At 61.2% G+C, this 15308-nt stretch carries 16 protein-coding genes; 12 read left to right on the top strand and 4 right to left on the bottom strand.

Translation table 11 applies throughout. The features are described from left to right. Positions 1-2: 2 nt before the first annotated feature. Both QQL64_RS15910 and QQL64_RS15905 read right to left on the bottom strand, forming a co-directional pair. A complete protein-coding gene (locus tag QQL64_RS15910; RefSeq protein ID WP_284401417.1) occupies positions 3-824 on the bottom strand; it encodes a ferritin-like domain-containing protein in 822 nt (273 codons plus the stop codon). Between the two features lie 115 nt (positions 825-939). Continuing rightward, positions 940-1356 carry a universal stress protein gene (locus QQL64_RS15905; protein ID WP_284401416.1) on the bottom strand — a complete coding sequence of 139 codons (417 nt, stop codon included), beginning with the start codon at positions 1354-1356 and terminating at the stop codon, positions 940-942. A 231-nt stretch (positions 1357-1587) separates the two neighbouring features. On the opposite strand from QQL64_RS15905, the gene QQL64_RS15900 reads away from it, so the two are divergent. The 7 genes from QQL64_RS15900 (at position 1588) to QQL64_RS15870 (ending at position 5608) form a co-directional block, all read left to right on the top strand. Further along, on the top strand, positions 1588-2043 hold the full coding sequence (locus tag QQL64_RS15900; protein WP_284401414.1) for a hypothetical protein: 456 nt from the start codon (positions 1588-1590) through the stop codon (positions 2041-2043). Between the two features lie 99 nt (positions 2044-2142). Further along, complete coding sequence (locus tag QQL64_RS15895) at positions 2143-2688, top strand: peroxiredoxin (RefSeq protein ID WP_284401412.1); 546 nt, start codon at positions 2143-2145, stop codon at positions 2686-2688. After that, the gene (locus QQL64_RS15890) at positions 2688-3245 is read left to right on the top strand and encodes a hypothetical protein (RefSeq protein WP_284401410.1); all 558 of its coding nucleotides are present in this window, start codon (positions 2688-2690) and stop codon (positions 3243-3245) included. The genes QQL64_RS15895 and QQL64_RS15890 overlap by 1 nt, the downstream gene beginning before the upstream one ends. A gap of 71 nt (positions 3246-3316) precedes the next feature. Then, positions 3317-4069 carry a DUF2884 family protein gene (locus tag QQL64_RS15885; RefSeq protein ID WP_284401407.1) on the top strand — a complete coding sequence of 251 codons (753 nt, stop codon included), beginning with the start codon at positions 3317-3319 and terminating at the stop codon, positions 4067-4069. Positions 4070-4178: 109 nt separating this feature from the next. Continuing rightward, positions 4179-4622 (top strand): PA2169 family four-helix-bundle protein, encoded by a 444-nt coding sequence (locus tag QQL64_RS15880; RefSeq protein WP_284401406.1) that lies wholly within the window; start codon positions 4179-4181, stop codon positions 4620-4622. A 2-nt stretch (positions 4623-4624) separates the two neighbouring features. Continuing rightward, a complete protein-coding gene (locus QQL64_RS15875) occupies positions 4625-5209 on the top strand; it encodes a DUF924 family protein (RefSeq protein WP_284401405.1) in 585 nt (194 codons plus the stop codon). A gap of 54 nt (positions 5210-5263) precedes the next feature. Further along, positions 5264-5608: a DUF2845 domain-containing protein gene (locus tag QQL64_RS15870; RefSeq protein ID WP_284401402.1), complete on the top strand. Its 345-nt coding sequence runs from the start codon at positions 5264-5266 to the stop codon at positions 5606-5608. 6 nt (positions 5609-5614) lie between these two features. Here QQL64_RS15870 and QQL64_RS15865 read toward each other — a convergent pair whose 3' ends face one another. Together QQL64_RS15865 and QQL64_RS15860 are read right to left on the bottom strand one after the other, a co-directional pair. After that, positions 5615-6628, bottom strand: coding sequence for a 2-dehydropantoate 2-reductase (locus QQL64_RS15865; protein WP_284401401.1), 1014 nt, complete (start codon positions 6626-6628; stop codon positions 5615-5617). Beyond that, positions 6625-8280, bottom strand: a complete 1656-nt coding sequence (locus tag QQL64_RS15860; RefSeq protein WP_284401400.1) for an FAD-binding dehydrogenase — start codon at positions 8278-8280, stop codon at positions 6625-6627. The genes QQL64_RS15865 and QQL64_RS15860 overlap by 4 nt, the downstream gene beginning before the upstream one ends. A gap of 212 nt (positions 8281-8492) precedes the next feature. Between QQL64_RS15860 and QQL64_RS15855 the strand changes: the two genes are divergently transcribed. From QQL64_RS15855 to QQL64_RS15835, 5 genes are all read left to right on the top strand, one after another. After that, the gene (locus QQL64_RS15855) at positions 8493-9299 is read left to right on the top strand and encodes a DUF2884 family protein (RefSeq protein ID WP_284401398.1); all 807 of its coding nucleotides are present in this window, start codon (positions 8493-8495) and stop codon (positions 9297-9299) included. 138 nt (positions 9300-9437) lie between these two features. After that, complete coding sequence (locus QQL64_RS15850; RefSeq protein ID WP_284401396.1) at positions 9438-10268, top strand: mechanosensitive ion channel family protein; 831 nt, start codon at positions 9438-9440, stop codon at positions 10266-10268. Between the two features lie 139 nt (positions 10269-10407). Further along, positions 10408-11763, top strand: coding sequence for a dihydrolipoyllysine-residue acetyltransferase (aceF, locus tag QQL64_RS15845; RefSeq protein ID WP_284401394.1), 1356 nt, complete (start codon positions 10408-10410; stop codon positions 11761-11763). 12 nt (positions 11764-11775) lie between these two features. Then, on the top strand, positions 11776-13617 hold the full coding sequence (gene lpdA / locus QQL64_RS15840) for a dihydrolipoyl dehydrogenase (RefSeq protein WP_284401392.1): 1842 nt from the start codon (positions 11776-11778) through the stop codon (positions 13615-13617). A gap of 334 nt (positions 13618-13951) precedes the next feature. Then, positions 13952-15295: a DUF389 domain-containing protein gene (locus QQL64_RS15835; RefSeq protein ID WP_284401390.1), complete on the top strand. Its 1344-nt coding sequence runs from the start codon at positions 13952-13954 to the stop codon at positions 15293-15295. Positions 15296-15308: the final 13 nt, after the last annotated feature.

Here is a 15308-nt window from a genome sequence, read left to right as displayed (position 1 = left end):
CGCTACTGCAAAAACAGCTTTTCGCTGATACGGGCCAGTGGCTTTTCCAGCGACTGCTGCAGCCGCGGCGGCAGATCCAATGGCTTGAGCAGCATTTTCACCGTCATATCGGCGGGGATATGCCGGCGTAGTAGTGCTTGAGCAGGTCCGGCGACCTTCTGAAACTGCACTTTGTCGTCCTTGTGTTGCGGGTAGCACTGGTTGAACACGTGACGCAACGCAATATCGCTGTCCTCGTTGCGGATCTCGTTGACCCTGCGAAGGATGGCGCGGAAAACCTTGTAGCGCCCCAGCCGCTCATGCTCGCGATAGCGCAGGAACGCCTGATAGAAGTGCTTGTAGTGCCGCACTTCGTCGCTCTTGATGTGATTGGTGAGCTGCTTCAGCACGGGCTCGTCCACGATATCGTTCAGCGCGCGATAGAGGCTGGCGGTGCCGGTCTCGACGACGCAGCGCGCAGCCAGTTCCAGCCCGCGCGAGGGTTCCAGATGCTCGTTCGTGCACAAGGCGCCGTAGTCTTCCCAGAAGGCCTGAAAGCCGGCATCCCAGTCGAACTCGGGCCAGACATATTGCACGTAAGCGGCCAGGGCGCGGCCGTGTTGTAGCTCCTCGTGCTCCCAATGCTCACGCAGCCAGGTTTGCAGCTCCAGGTCGCCGTCGAAATGTTCGATCAGATTGTGCGTATACAGATCCGAGCCGCTCTCGACGAACGAGGCGCCGCAAAGCAGTAGGAAGAGATTTTCATTGTGCCGGACGCGAGCGATGTCGATGTCGGCGAAATTTAGGCTTTCCAGGGTCCATGGCAGGACGGGGCTGTAGTCCACGTGGAGTTTCCTGTGCAGAAAAGACCATCCGTCCCATGACAGATCGGGGACAACAGCATAAAGGGTGAACAGTGAGACGGATTAATGCTAGCCGACCCAAATTGCTAAGGGCGCCTCAGCGAACCACTGTGACGGGTACCCGGGCACGCGCCAGCACGTCTTCAGAGACCGAGCCGAGCAGCCAGCGGCCGAGCGTGCCGCGGGCGGTGTGGCCGATCACAATGTGGTCGATGGGGTGCTGCCGGATCTGGTTGAGCAGCACGTCGCCGGGGCTGCCATGGGTAATTTCCAGGTCCACCAGTTTGTCGGTGTCTGGGGCGATGGCCTGAAGTTCCTGCTGCAGTTCCTGGGTACGCTGTGCGGCCGAGTCGCTCATCATCAGGGCGCAGGCGTCCGCGCCTCCCTGGATAACCTGCAGCACCGAGACGACCCGCACCCGGCCGCCGGCCGCTCGCGCCAGTTCCATGGCGAAACGAAAAGCACGTTGCGAAGAATCGGAACTGTCATAGCCCACTAGCGAATACTTGAGCATGTTTCCTCCATGGCAGGAACATGGACGGCGCATTTCAGTGTGCGCGGCGTGTTGTTAGTTAAGCATCAAGCAGGGAGAAACAATAGACTTCGTCTCCACGTCCTCGTAACACGGGCTTACCGATCCTGAACGTCCTTAGTCGTGCTTGCCTGTTTGTTCAGTCGCTAAGCGGGACACTCTCGCAACGCGGCCTTTATCGATGACCGTAACGCAACGTAAAGGAGAACGTCCATGAGTAAGCGCACCCTTGGTTTGACCGCCGCCCTGTTGCTTTGTGCGGGCGGGCTGGCGAGTTTGCCGGCGGCCCCGGCACAGGCTGCCGAAGCCAACCTGAAGTGCCATCTGAAGTTCAGCCTGGCGGGTTGGTCGATTCTTTATAAGCACGCCGAAGGCCACGGCACGGTTGTCTGCGACAACGGCGAGCGCGCGGCAGTGAAGATCAATGTGGTCGGCGGCGGCCTGACTGCCGGCAAGTACCGTATCGACAACGGCACGGGCGAGATCACCCATGTTCGCAGTATCCAGGATGTGTTCGGCGATTACGCGCAGGCGGGGGCCGAGGCAGGCGTGGTGAAAAGCGGCTCCGCCGACGTGCTGACCAAGGGCACCACGTCGCTGGCGCTGGCTGGCGCTGGCGAGGGCATCAATCTGGGCGTTTCGGTGGGCAAGTTCACGATTACTCATTGATGCGAAAGTGCTCCATTGCGAAAGGCGCCTTGCGGCGCCTTTCGTATTTATGGGGCGGCGTATACTCGCCGCAGCCTATTTCCTCGTGGGGTTTCGTCCATGCGCCGTTTTTCGGTTGTGCTCGTGATGACCTTCTTGCTGAGCCTGCTCGCGGTTCCCGTGTTTGGCGCCCCCACGCAAGGTAATCCGCAGGTCGGTCAGACCGCGCCTGCGTTCAATCTGCAGGATCAGAGCGGTCATTGGCATACGCCGGTCGATTTTCACGGGCATTGGCTGGTGATGTACTTCTATCCCAAGGATTTCACGCCGGGCTGCACCACCGAGGTCTGCACCTTTCGCGATGACATCGCCAAGCTGCGCCAGGCGGGCGCCGAAGTAGTGGGCGTGAGCCTGGACGATGTGAAGTCGCACGCCGAATTCGCAGCCAAATATCACGTGCCGTTTCCGCTGCTGTCCGACGCCAACCGCCAGGTAGCTACTAGCTACGGCGTGCTGACCTCGGCCATCGGGCTGCATTTCGCCAAGCGCACCACGTTCCTGATCGACCCGAACGGCAAGATCGCCAAGATTTACCGCGACGTGGATCCGGAGAAAAATTCCGCTCAAGTGCTGAGCGACCTCGCTACGTTGAAAAAGGCTGCCTGATGCTGATTTCCGGAGCCGATTTGGGCGGACGAACAAAGTCCGGGTTTGCCTGGTGGCGCATGCTCGCGTGGCTGCTGCTGCTGTTGGCAGCGTACGGTGGCGTGCAATACATCAAGCATGCGCAGCAGGTGTGGGGTGTCTTGCAAACGCTGCCGGCCGGCGATGAACAGAGCGGTGCGGCCCTGCACGGTATGCTGGCCTGGGATCTCGGGTATCTGGTGGCAGCGCTGGTGCTGATCGTCGCTTGTGCCGGTTGCATTCTGCGGCAGGCGTGGGCGCGACCGGTTTTGCGGGTGATCGCGCTGGTTTTATGCGTATGGAGCGCCTATCGCGGCCTCCTGCTGTGGCAGCAATGGGGCACGCTCAATGAGGCCGGCTCGGCTTTATCGGCGAATGCACAAGCGTCATCGATACCGAACATGCAGCTCGGGGACTTGCGACGCATCGTGCTGGTCGGGTTGGGGCTGAGAGCGATCGCCGTGCCAGTGCTGCTGTGGCTGGCCTGGCAATTAGGTCAGCCTGCCGTCCGCCTGCAATTCCGGGCGCGCAGGGGCTGATTCAGCACCGGTTCCCATAGCGGGCCTTATCGGTATCGGCCATGGTTCAATCGTGCCGACAAAGCTTTCCTATGTCTATGAATCGACTGCTCGCCACCGCCATGCTTGTCGTTGCCTGCGGCAGCGTGCATGCGCAGGATCTAGGCAAGGTCTGCCATGCCACCAGCAGCTACGACCTCACCGTGCAATCGGATCGGTTGGTGTTCGATCGCGCAGCCCCCTCGCCCACACGCGTTGTACTGAGTCAGGGCATGCTGCAAACCGATGGTCAGTCCGTCTCCTTGAGTGCAGAGGATCAGGACCGCCTCGAGCTGTTCCAGCGCGACCTGCGTGCCTTGATGCCGCGGGTGAAAGCGGTAGCCCAGCAGGGTGTCGGTTTGACCATGAAGGCGATCGACGACGAGTCGGGCAGTCTGAGTCTGGATGCCGACACACGGGCAGAGCTCGATCGCCGCTTGGCCGCACACTCGGCCGAATTGCGCCAGCGCATCGCTGCCAGCCAGAGCACGCACGACTGGCACGGTGACGCGGCCAATCAATACGCCAACCAGGTCGTCGACGACATTGCCCCGCTGTTCGCCTCGGCGCTCGGGCAGCAGGCTCTCAATGCGGCCCTGAGCGGAGATCTGCAGCAAGCGGCCGAGCTGCGCGATCGCGCTACCAACCTCACCGCTGGTTTTCAGCCTCGCCTGCAGCAACGCTTGCAGGCCCTGCGACCCGAAATCCAGGCGCTTTGCCCGGATATCCAGCGCCTGTCCGAGCTCCAGCAAGGCGTTCGAGCCAGCAACGGCCGGCCTTTGAACCTTGTCCTGATCGGTCGATGAAACGTCGCTGAGCGGGTTCGCGGCGGAGCAGGCGGGTTTATCCGCCGCTAAGTGCCGGTCCTGCACCATGGGGTCGTTCTTGATTCGAGACTAGGCAGGAGGCGACACCGTGTCGCTTGAACCCCGACATCTGTGCAATGACCTGATACGCCGCAGCATCGAGCTGTGCGCGTTGTATCGTCATGCCGCCGCACAGGTGAGTGAGCCGGGTTTGCGCACCGTGCTGGATGAAGAAGCGCAGTCACTGACCGAAGTGATCGCCGAATTGCAAGCCCAGATGCGCAGCAACGCCAATGCGCCTGCCACGCGCAGCGGCATGATCGGCGCTGCACGTCAGCGACTCGATGCATGGTTGGTACGCGGCATACCGCGCAGTGACGACGCCTGGATTCGCCTGCTCGCGCACCACGAACAAAGCCTGCTGCGTGCATTCGAGCGCGTCTTGACCCGGGTAGCGCCTGGCGACGTGACGACCGCGCTGCATCGCCAGCTTCCGCGCCTGCGGTCGATCCATCTGGATATGCACAGTTTGGCCAAGGCCGTCGGGCATTGAGTGTGGCGAATCCGCCGCCCGAGGCCTTGGCGGTACTGGCGTTCTGGTTCGACCCTGCAAACCACAGCGAGTGGTACGCCACCAACTCGCACTTCGATGCCTTGATCCGCGAGCATTTCGCGAAAACGACTGAATCTGCCGCGGCAGGAAAGCTTAGCGACTGGTCAGCAACGCCATCGGGATGGCTGGCCTTGCTGATCGTACTGGACCAGTTTCCGCGCAATCTCTATCGCCACGATCCGCGCGCTTGGGCGCAGGACCTTCTCGCACAGCAACTGGCGTTGTGGGGTATCGAGGAAGGTTTCGACCGCCAACTGCCAGCGATCCAGCGTGTGTTCGCCTACATGCCACTGGAGCACGCCGAGAACAGCGCATTGCAGCAGCGTTCCGTCACGTTGTTCGAGGCATTGTGCAACGGCGTTCCGCCGAATGAGCGTGATCGCTACGCCGGTTTTCTCGATTATGCTCGGCAGCATCGGGAGGTGATTGCGCGTTTCGGTCGCTTCCCGCATCGGAACGCCGTGCTCGGTCGCGTCAGTACGCCAGACGAACTGGCCTACCTCGCAGAGCCCGACGCCGGCTTCTGACAACGCACCCGATTCGGCCATGGAACCTGGCCTCACTACGACATGGAGCATGTCATGCGACGTTTTCTTATTTTGTTGGTTTTGCTGACGTGCACTTTCTCCGCGCAGGCGCTGGAAAGTTTGCGCGTTGGGAGTCAGTTGCTGGTGGTCGGCGACAGCGCTGCGCGAGTGAAGGCGTTGCTGGGCAACCCTTCCGGGCGTGCAAAGAGTGCGACATCAGGCAAAAGCAGCAGCTCGCACAAGACGTCGTCCAAGGCTTCCAGTCATCGCAAGGGAAAGCAGGCCTCATCCGCCAAGACAGACAAGGGCGAGAAATGGCAATACTTGCGTGACGGTCACATCACCACCGTTACCATCGTGGACGGTAAGGTTGCGCATATCGAAGATGTGCGACGCTGATCTTCGTTAGCGTGCGCTGCGCAACTCGTTCAGCAGGGTCATTGCATCCCATCGAACGTATGACCGTTCCGCCTCGCGTATCAAGGCAACGATGCGCGCATTGGCGGGGGCACGTAACCCATTTGATCCTGCAAGCGCGACGATCTCACCATTGATGTAATCGACCTCGGTGCGTCGCCCCGCCTGCAGATCTTCCCAGGTCGACGAGCGCGCCAGCGGATCGATCGCCAGCATGCGTGCGGCCATACGGTTGAACAGCGCATCCGGCAAGGACAACACGTTTGGCAGCCAGCGAGCGGGCAGGGTGGTGAGTTGAGCAGGGTAAATGCCGGCCGCATCCAATGCCCGTAAACCTTCGCGCTGTAACAGTGCAAGACAGCGCCGCCACGGTCGTAGCGCCAACTCTTCTCGCAGCGGCAAGCCGCTCAGTGCGTTCAGGGGATTGTTGAGATTGATCAGCAATTTCGCCCACAGCACCGCTTGCATGTTGTCCTGTAGCTGCAGCGCTGTGCCGCTTGCTGCAAAGGCGGGCAAAAAAGCGTCGATGGCAGTAGAACGTTCCACTGTTAGCTCGCCGGAGGAGCCTTGGTGGAAATGGCCGGGTTCGGGCTGGGTGACATTGAACGGCACCATGCCGGCCAAGACGGTGTGGCCGGGCAGTGATGCGCGCAGCTCTGCGGCATTGCGCACGCCGTTCTGAAAGCTGATCACGGGGACGCCCGAAGCGATCACGCTGGACAGTTCGTGCGCCACCTCCATCGTCGCCGCGGATTTCACCGTGACAAGCACCAGCTCGGCATCGTGCGCCGCCTCGGGTCCTGTCTGCACGTCCAATGCATCCGGTGCGATGTATTGCCGATGTCCGTGCAGGTCGCTGATTTTTAGTCCGTGCTCTTTCAATGTGGCGGCGATGCGTGGCCGGGCAATGAATCGCACGCGTGCATGCTCGTGCAGTCGACCGCCCAGATAGTTGCCGACCATGCCGGCACCATAGATCGCGATGCGCGGCCGATAAATCATGCGATGGCGGACGCGGCGGAGCGTCCTGCGACACGCCCTGAAAACAGACAGCCGCCGAGGAAGCTACCTTCCAGCGCGCGGTAACCGTGCAATCCGCCGCCGCCAAAACCCGCGGCTTCGCCAACGGCGTAAAGTCCGCGCAGCGGCTGGCCGTCGTGTCCCAATACGCGCGCCTGCAGATCCGTTTCCAATCCGCCCAGCGTTTTGCGCGTAAGAATGTTCAGTCGTACCGCGATCAGCGGGCCGTTGGCCGGATCGAGCATGCGATGCGGTTTCGCGACACGCACCAGGCGATCACCGCGATAACGACGCGCATTATGGATGGCCATCACCTGGCTGTCTTTCGCATAGGGATTGTCGAACTGGCGGTCGCGCGCCTCGATCTCCGCGCGTACGTGCGCCGCATCGAGCAGCTGATTGCCGGCCAGCGCATTCATGCCCGCGACCAGATCATCCAGATTATCGCGCACGATAAAGTCGCGGCCGTGCTGCTTGAAGGCTTCCACCGGCCCGGGTGCAAGCTTGCCGACAGCGCGTTTCGCCACCTGTCGCCAACTCTTGCCGGTGAGATCCGGGTTCTGTTCGGAGCCGGAAAGTGCGAATTCGCGCCGGATGATTTGCTGATCCAGCACAAACCAGCTGTAGTCATAGCCGGTGCGTCGCAGGTATTCGAGCGTGCCCATGGTGTCGAAGCCGGGCCACAGCGGACCGGGAAGACGTTGGCCGCGCGCATCGAACCACAGCGACGAAGGACCGGGCAGAATGCGAATCGCATGCATCGGCCAGATCGGATTCCAATTCTCGATGCCTTCTACGTAATGCCACATGCGGTCGCGGTTAATCAGTCGTGCGCCGGCCGTTTCGCTGATGCCGAGCATGCGGCCGTCTACATGGGCGGGTACGCCGCACAGCATGTGTGAAGGTGGCGGCCCCAGTCGTCCGGGCCAGTTCTTGCGCACCAGTTCGTGATTGCCGCCGATACCGCCGGAAGCAACGATGACGGCTTGCGCGCGAAACTCGAAATCACCGATTGCGTCGCGCGAACTCGGCTTACCGCGTTCGACGACATCGTTTGCCAGTTGCGCTCCATGCACGCCGACTACGCTACCGTTTTCCACCATCAATCCATCGACGCGATGACGGAAAGCGAACTGCAGCAAACCTTTGCTCTGCGCGTCGCGTGCACGACGCAGAAAGGGTTCCAGAACACCCGGCCCAGTGCCCCATGTCACATGGAAGCGCGGCACCGAATTGCCGTGACCGATCGCGCCGTAGCCACCGCGTTCGGCCCAGCCTACGACCGGGAACCAGCGCATGCCCATGCCATGCAACCACGCGCGCTTCTCCCCCGCCGCAAAATCGACGTAAGCCTCGGCCCACTGGCGCGGCCAATGATCTTCAGCGCGATCGAATGCGGCGGTACCCATCCAGTCGGCCAGGGCCAGCGCGTGCGAATCGCGAACGCCCATGCGGCGCTGTTCCGGCGAATCCACGAAAAACAGACCGCCGAAGGACCAGAACGCTTGTCCGCCGAGGCTCTGCTCCGGCTCCTGCTCGACTACCAGCACCCGCCGGCCGGCATCGGTCAGCTCGGTGGCGGCGACTAGGCCGGCCAGGCCGCCGCCGACCACAATGACATCGGTGGATTGCATAAACGGTGCCCCTGGGTGTGCTTTGAAGCCTCAACTTATCGCGCACTCGCCTGTTTGCCTATGTGCGCTGCGCCATCGTGTCCATGACCGATGGCACGGGATGACGTACGGCCCATGCCGGCGAGTGGCTTGGTGTTAAACCCTATGCACAACGGATTGCATCAAAGCCCATAACGGCCGTTCCGGTCCGTGTCCCTGGGAGGGAACCGCTCATGCTTCGTCATGCCATCGTGACCGCGATTGTCCTTGGCCTCGCCGCCGCTGGCGGAGCGCAGGCCGCGGATAGTCATACGCATCACCTCCAGTGCAATTACAACAGTGATTACGACGTGCAGATCAAACCGGATGGCATCGCGTTCACTCGCGATCACGGCCATCCGGGCGACGTCTTCATACACGACGGCCAATTGCGCGTGGATGGCCGCGCGACGCCTGTTTCTGCAGAGGATGCGGCTCGCTTGCGCGAGTACGAGCAGCACGTGCGCGAGTTACTGCCGGCGATGGCGTTGATTGCGCGCGATGGCGTCGATATCGGCTATTCCGCACTCACGACCGTCGTCGCCACGCTGGCCGACAACGGCGACGAGCGCACACGCATGTTGCAGGAGTTGCGTGACAGGCATACCGATGCGCTGCAGCAGATCGACGGTTCGCTCGGTCACGGCTTCTGGAAAGCCGGCGACGATGGCGAAGCGTTTGGCGACAACATGCAGCGGACGGTGGCCGATCTGGTCGGTAACGTCACGCGCGATGTAGTGCGAGACGCACTCAGCGGCGATCCGAACAAGCTGGCTGCACTGCAGGCGCGAACGGATGCATTGGATGCCACCATCGACAAAGCCGTCGACGCACCTGCCAACAAGCTTGCGCAGCGCGCTGAAGCGTTATGCCCGCAATTCGGCGAACTCGAACGACTGCAGCAGCAATTCCAGTTCCGTCTTTCCGATGGCGGGCGCCTGCAGCTTCTGACCACCGACATGGATGGTTCCAACAAGGCGAGCCAATACGCCGAACGTTAGTAACTCCCCACGAAACGCCATGCTTCCCCGGCATGGGACAGTCGCAAGCCCGGTCCCCACCGGGCTTTTTTTTGCAGGCTCTACGCCAATTCATACCTCGGCTGCTAGGCTCCAAGCAGCTTTGCCAAGGATTGCGCCATGTTCGATTACCTCCTGCAACTTTCGCTCGACGATCTGACCGGCTTTTTCACCCGGCACGGTCCGGCACTGATCGGTGCGTTGTTGATTCTGCTGGTAGGAAGCTGGCTGGCGGCGCGGTTGGCGAACTTTTTGCGGCGCGCGATGAACCGCGCGTCGATCGATCCCACGCTGAGCGGCTTCCTGCGCAATCTGCTCTACGGCGTGCTGATTGCCGTGCTGATCGTGATTGCGCTGCAGACGGCGGGTGTTCCCAGCGCACCGTTGCTTGCCGCACTCGGCGCCGGCGGTCTGGCCATCGGCCTGGCTCTGCAAGGTTCGCTAAGCAATCTCGCATGGGGTGTGTTGCTGATCATATTCCGCCCGTTCAAGGTGGGTGATTTCATCCATGCCGGCGGCATCGATGGCACGGTGGAAAGCATCAATCTCATGCACACCCAACTAGTGCTGGCCGACAACCGCGAAGCTGTCGTACCCAATTCGAAAATTGGTGCCGAAGCCATCATCAATTTCAACCGACGCGGTACGCGGCGCTTCGAATTGCGTGTCGGTATTGGCTACGGCGATGACATCGGCAAGGCCATCGGTATCGTGCAGCGTTTGTTCGAAGCCGATCCGCGCATCCTGAAAGATCCCGCGCCGACCGCCTGGACCGATAGCCTCGGTGAGAGCTCGGTGAACCTGTTGCTGCGCGCCTATACACGCAATAACGACTTCTGGCCGGCGCAGACCGATCTGTTGCGTGCGGTGAAGGAAGGTTTTGACGCCGAAGGCATCCACATTCCGTACCCACAGCGCGAAGTGCACATCGTCAGGGGAGCTGCGGAGTAGGAAATCTTCGCATACGTATGCGCATGGCCTTTTCGGGCCCATTCGGCATGTCCGTAGCGGGTGCCGGTTGCTATGATGGAAGCCTTGCGGCCGCCTCCGCCTCCCCAGCGTGGCCGCCCTTCGCTCTGCAGGAGAAATCATGGCCGACCTCAAAGAAGCCCGCGTCCCTGATATCGGCGGCAACGCCGATGTGCCCGTCATCGAGGTGCTCATCAAACCCGGTGACAGGGTCGAAAAGGACCAGAGCCTGATCACCCTGGAGTCGGACAAGGCCACGATGGAAGTGCCCGCGCCCTTCGCCGGTGTGGTCAAGGAAGTGAAGCTCAAAGTGGGCGACGAAGTATCGGAAGGCGCCCTCATTGCCACTATCGAGGCGGCCGATGGCGCAGTAGCTGCAGCGCCCAGCCCGGCTCCGGCCGCGACAGCTCCCGCGCCGGCACCGGCACCCGCAAAGGTACCCGAGGTAAAGGAAGAGCCGATCCCGCTGGGCGGCCGCAGCGTGCTTCCCGGCAATGCGCCGGAAGGCGATGCGTCGCCCCAGGCACGCCCGCCGTTCGACGCCAAGCTCGTCATGCCGGGCGATGCACCGTATGCCAGCCCCGCCATCCGTGCCTTCGCGCGCGAGCTGGGTGTGGATATCCAGCAGGTGAAGGGCAGCAGCCGCGGTGGCCGCATCGTGCGCGAGGACGTCACGGCTTACGTCAAGCATGCGCTCGCTTCCGGTGCACGCCCCGTGTCGGGTGCCGCTGCCTCGGCGGGTGGCCTCAATCTGCTGCCGTGGCCCAAGGTCGATTTCGCCAAGTTCGGCGAGATCGAAGAGAAGCCGCTGTCGCGCATCCAGAAAATTTCCGGCGCCAACCTCGCGCGCAACTGGGCGATGATTCCGCACGTCACCCAGCACGAAGATGCCGACATCACCGAGTTGGAAGCCTTCCGCAAGAAGCTCGGCGAAGAGAACAAGGACCTCAAGATCACCCCGCTGGTGTTCCAGATCAAGGCGGTGGTCGCGGCGCTGAAGAAATTCCCGCAATTCAATGCATCGTTGGATGAGAGCACCGAGAAGCTGATTCTCAAGAAGTACTTCCACATCGGCATCGCGGTGGATACGCCCGATGGCCTGGTGGTGCCGGTGATTCGCGACTGCGACAAGAAAGGTTTGCTGGATCTTGCTGTCGAACTGGGCGAAATCTCCAAGAAGGCGCGCGACAAAAAGCTCGGTCCGAACGATATGTCCGGCGGCTGCTTCTCGATCTCCTCGCTCGGCGGCATCGGCGGCACCGCGTTTACGCCGATCGTCAACGCGCCGGAAGTGGCGATCCTCGGCGTCTCCAAGGCGCAGACCAAGCCGGTGTGGAACGGCAAGGAATTCGCGCCGCGGCTGATCCTGCCGCTGTCGCTCAGCTACGACCATCGCGTAATCGACGGCGCACTCGCCGCGCGCTTCGCCTCCTTCCTTGCCACCCAGCTCGGCGACATCCGTCGCCTGCTGCTCTGACGGGGAACGATCATGGCGAACACGATCGAAGTGAAAGTCCCCGACATCGGCGGTCACGACCATGTGCCGGTGATCGAAGTGCTGGTGAAAGTCGGCGACAAAGTCGAAAAAGAACAAAGCCTGATCACACTGGAATCGGATAAGGCGACGATGGAGATTCCCTCCAGCGCTGCCGGCGTGATCAAAGAGTTCAAGCTCAAAGTGGGCGATGAGGTTTCCGAAGGTGCGGTGATCGCCGTACTCGAAACTTCCGCCGAAGCCGATACTCCCTCTCCCCTTCGGGGAGAGGGTCGGGGTGAGGGGGCAACCTCGCCAGGTGCTCCCGCTATTGCGAGTGGCACTAGCCAATCACCCGCGAGCCCCGCCCCCTCAACTCAATCCTCTCCCCGGAGGGGAGAGGAAACGAAGGTGCCGCAAGCGGCGGCTCTATCTGGAAGAGCCGCCGATATCGAGTGCAAACTCGTCGTGCTTGGTTCCGGTCCGGGTGGCTATACCGCCGCCTTCCGCGCTGCCGATCTCGGTGTCGATACCGTGCTGGTGGAACGTTACGCCGCACTCGGTGGTGTCTGCCTCAATGTCGGCTGCATTCCGTCGAAAGCGCTGCTGCATGCGGCGGCAGTGATCGACGAAGCCGAAGCCATGGCTGCGCACGGCGTCAGCTTCGGCAAACCCAAGATCGATATCGACAAGCTACGCAGCTTCAAGACCAAGGTGGTCGGCCAGCTCACCGGCGGCCTCGCCAGCATGGCCAAGCAGCGCAAAGTGCGCACTGTGCAGGGCGTCGGTACATTCGTCTCGCCGAACGAGATGGAAGTCGAAACGGCCGAAGGCAAGAAGCTGATCCGCTTCGAATACGCCATCATCGCCGCGGGTTCGCAATCGGTGAAACTGCCCGCATTCCCGTGGGACGACGAGCGCATCGTCGATTCCACCGGAGCACTTGAATTGAAGGACGTGCCGGCCAAGCTGCTGGTCGTGGGCGGCGGCATCATCGGCCTGGAAATGGCCACCGTGTATTCCGCGCTCGGCAGCGAAGTGACTGTCGTCGAATTCATGGACCAGTTGATCCCCGGCGCCGACGCCGATCTGATCAAACCGCTGGCCAAGCGCCTGGGCGGCAAGCTCAAGGGTGCGCACCTCAAGACCAAAGTGGTCGACGCGAAGGCCACCAAGAAAGGCATCGAAGTCAGCTACGAAGGCGACAGCATTCCCGCCACAAATGTGTTTGATCGCGTACTGGTGTCCGTGGGCCGCTCGCCCAACGGCAACAAGATTGGCGCAGACAAGGCCGGTGTAGCAGTGACCGAACGCGGGTTCATCAACGTCGACACGCAGATGCGCACCAATGTGCCTCACATTTTTGCCATCGGCGACCTGGTCGGTCAGCCGATGCTGGCGCATAAGGCCACGCACGAAGCACGCGTCGCGGCGGAAGTCGTCGCCGGCATGAAGAGCTACTTCGATGCGCGCGTCATTCCGTCTGTCGCCTTCACCGATCCGGAAGTGGCATGGGTTGGCGTAACCGAGCGCGAAGCGAAGGAAAAGGGTCTGAAGATCGGCGTCGGCAAATTCCCGTGGGTGGCCAGCGGCCGCGCCATCGGCATCGACCGCACCGAAGGCTTCACCAAGCTGCTGTTCGACGAAGAAACCCATCGGGTGGTCGGCGGTGCGATCATCGGTCCACATGCAGGCGATCTGATTTCCGAGATCGCGCTCGCCATCGAGATGGGTAGCGAAGCCGCCGATATCGGCATGACCATCCATCCGCATCCGACGCTGAGCGAATCGGTGGGCATGGCGGCCGAAGTCTACGAAGGCACGATCACCGATCTGTACATGCCCAAGAAAAAATAACGTTCCTCACAGTGCGAGCGAAGAGACCCGGAGCGATCCGGGTCTTTTTTTGCCCAAATCCGAGCGACAATTTAGCCGTCCAATGTGCACGGAGTGCATTGCGGGTCAGCGTGAGTCGGAACTTTGATGGACGTATATACTCCAAGACAGCCGCGCGATTCGCGGATATAGTTGCGCGCAAGGAATCGCTGGCCAACGGTTTTTCGGCGTTTTATGCGGGTGCCATCGTGGTGCTTGGTATGAATACGATTTGGTTGCGTGTGCAGCGGACATGCCAGGGCATTCGCTCGCGAACCGGCACTGTTCCGATTTTGATGAATTTCAGGACTTCCCCATGAATACGGACCGTTCCACGCCGTCGGGTCAATCCCGCGTGAATCGTTTTTGGCGTTGGCGAAATGCCTACTTGATTCGCGGCGTCGATCATGCGGCCGTTATGGCAAACGTCATGGATGGTGGCGTTCTGACGCCGCGCTACACCTTCATGGCGATCATGTCCTGCGGCATCGCTATCCTTGGTCTTCTGCAATCGTCCGCTGCCGTGGTCATCGGCGCGATGCTTATTTCGCCGCTGATGGGGCCGATTGTTCAATTGGGCTTCTCGCTATGCGTGGTCGACTTCCGCATGATGGGACGCGCGTTGGTGGCGCTGCTGGCGGGCATCGCGCTAGCGTTGCTGACAGCAATGTGCATTGTTTGGCTTTCCCCGTTGCGCGAAGCCACCAGCGAAATTCTCGCGCGAACGCAGCCCACGCTCTTCGATCTTCTGGTCGCGCTGTTCTCCGGTCTCGCTGGCGGTTACGCCGTTATCACTCGCAAGGGAGAAACCATCGTCGGTGTCGCCATTGCCACGGCGTTGATGCCGCCGCTTGCGGTAGTGGCCTATGGTTTGGCTGTCGGCGACATGGGTATCGCCGGTGGCGCGTCCTTCCTGTTCATGACCAACCTGCTGGTGATAGCACTTTCCGTCACCCTGATTGCGAAATGGTACGGATTCGGCACCGGCAACTCACCACAGCACACCGCTTGGCAGGCTACGGTTATCGTCGTGACGTTTGCCGTGCTGGTCATTCCCTTGGGCCTCGCGCTACGCAATATCGGCGAGCAGTCCTGGGCGGCCAAAGAAGCGACTGCAGCGGTCGATGGCTATCTGCACGAGCATGGCGGGAGTATTGAGCAGATGAAGGTGGAACGCCGAGGTGAGCGATTCGCGGTCAACCTGGTTCTGCTGGTGCCTTCCTATCTCAATGGTGCGCAGGAAGAAATTCAGACACTGATCGGCCAAAAACTCAAACACGCGCCGATAGTGAAGGTTCGTCAGACCTTGGAAGCGAGCGACAGCATAACGCGAGATAGAGCCACGGTAGACGCGCTTCGCGTCCAAGTCGATGATTTGAATTTGCAGGTAGAAGAACTGAAAAGACAAGCAGAACCCTGGATCGCTTTGCACGTGAAGAATCTCTTGCAGCAGCCATGCGATGTCGCTGTCGACATGAACAGGCGCAAGATCACCGTCACGCTTCCCGCTACGAGCGGTGCCGACGCCGGGGATATGCGTGCATTGAGAGAACGTTTGGCGCCGCTCGAACCGGGCTGGAATATCGAGATAGCGAAAGCAGCGGCTGTGCAGCCAGTTGCCTCAGACAATCAACCCGTGCCGCAAGCGGCGGATCATTGAACGACGTTGTGAT

It is taken from the genome of Dyella lipolytica (genome assembly GCF_030160075.1).
GTDB lineage: Bacteria > Pseudomonadota > Gammaproteobacteria > Xanthomonadales > Rhodanobacteraceae > Dyella_B > Dyella_B lipolytica.
Note: the sequence above shows the minus strand (reverse complement) of the source record. Positions and strands in the feature narration are given on the sequence as shown.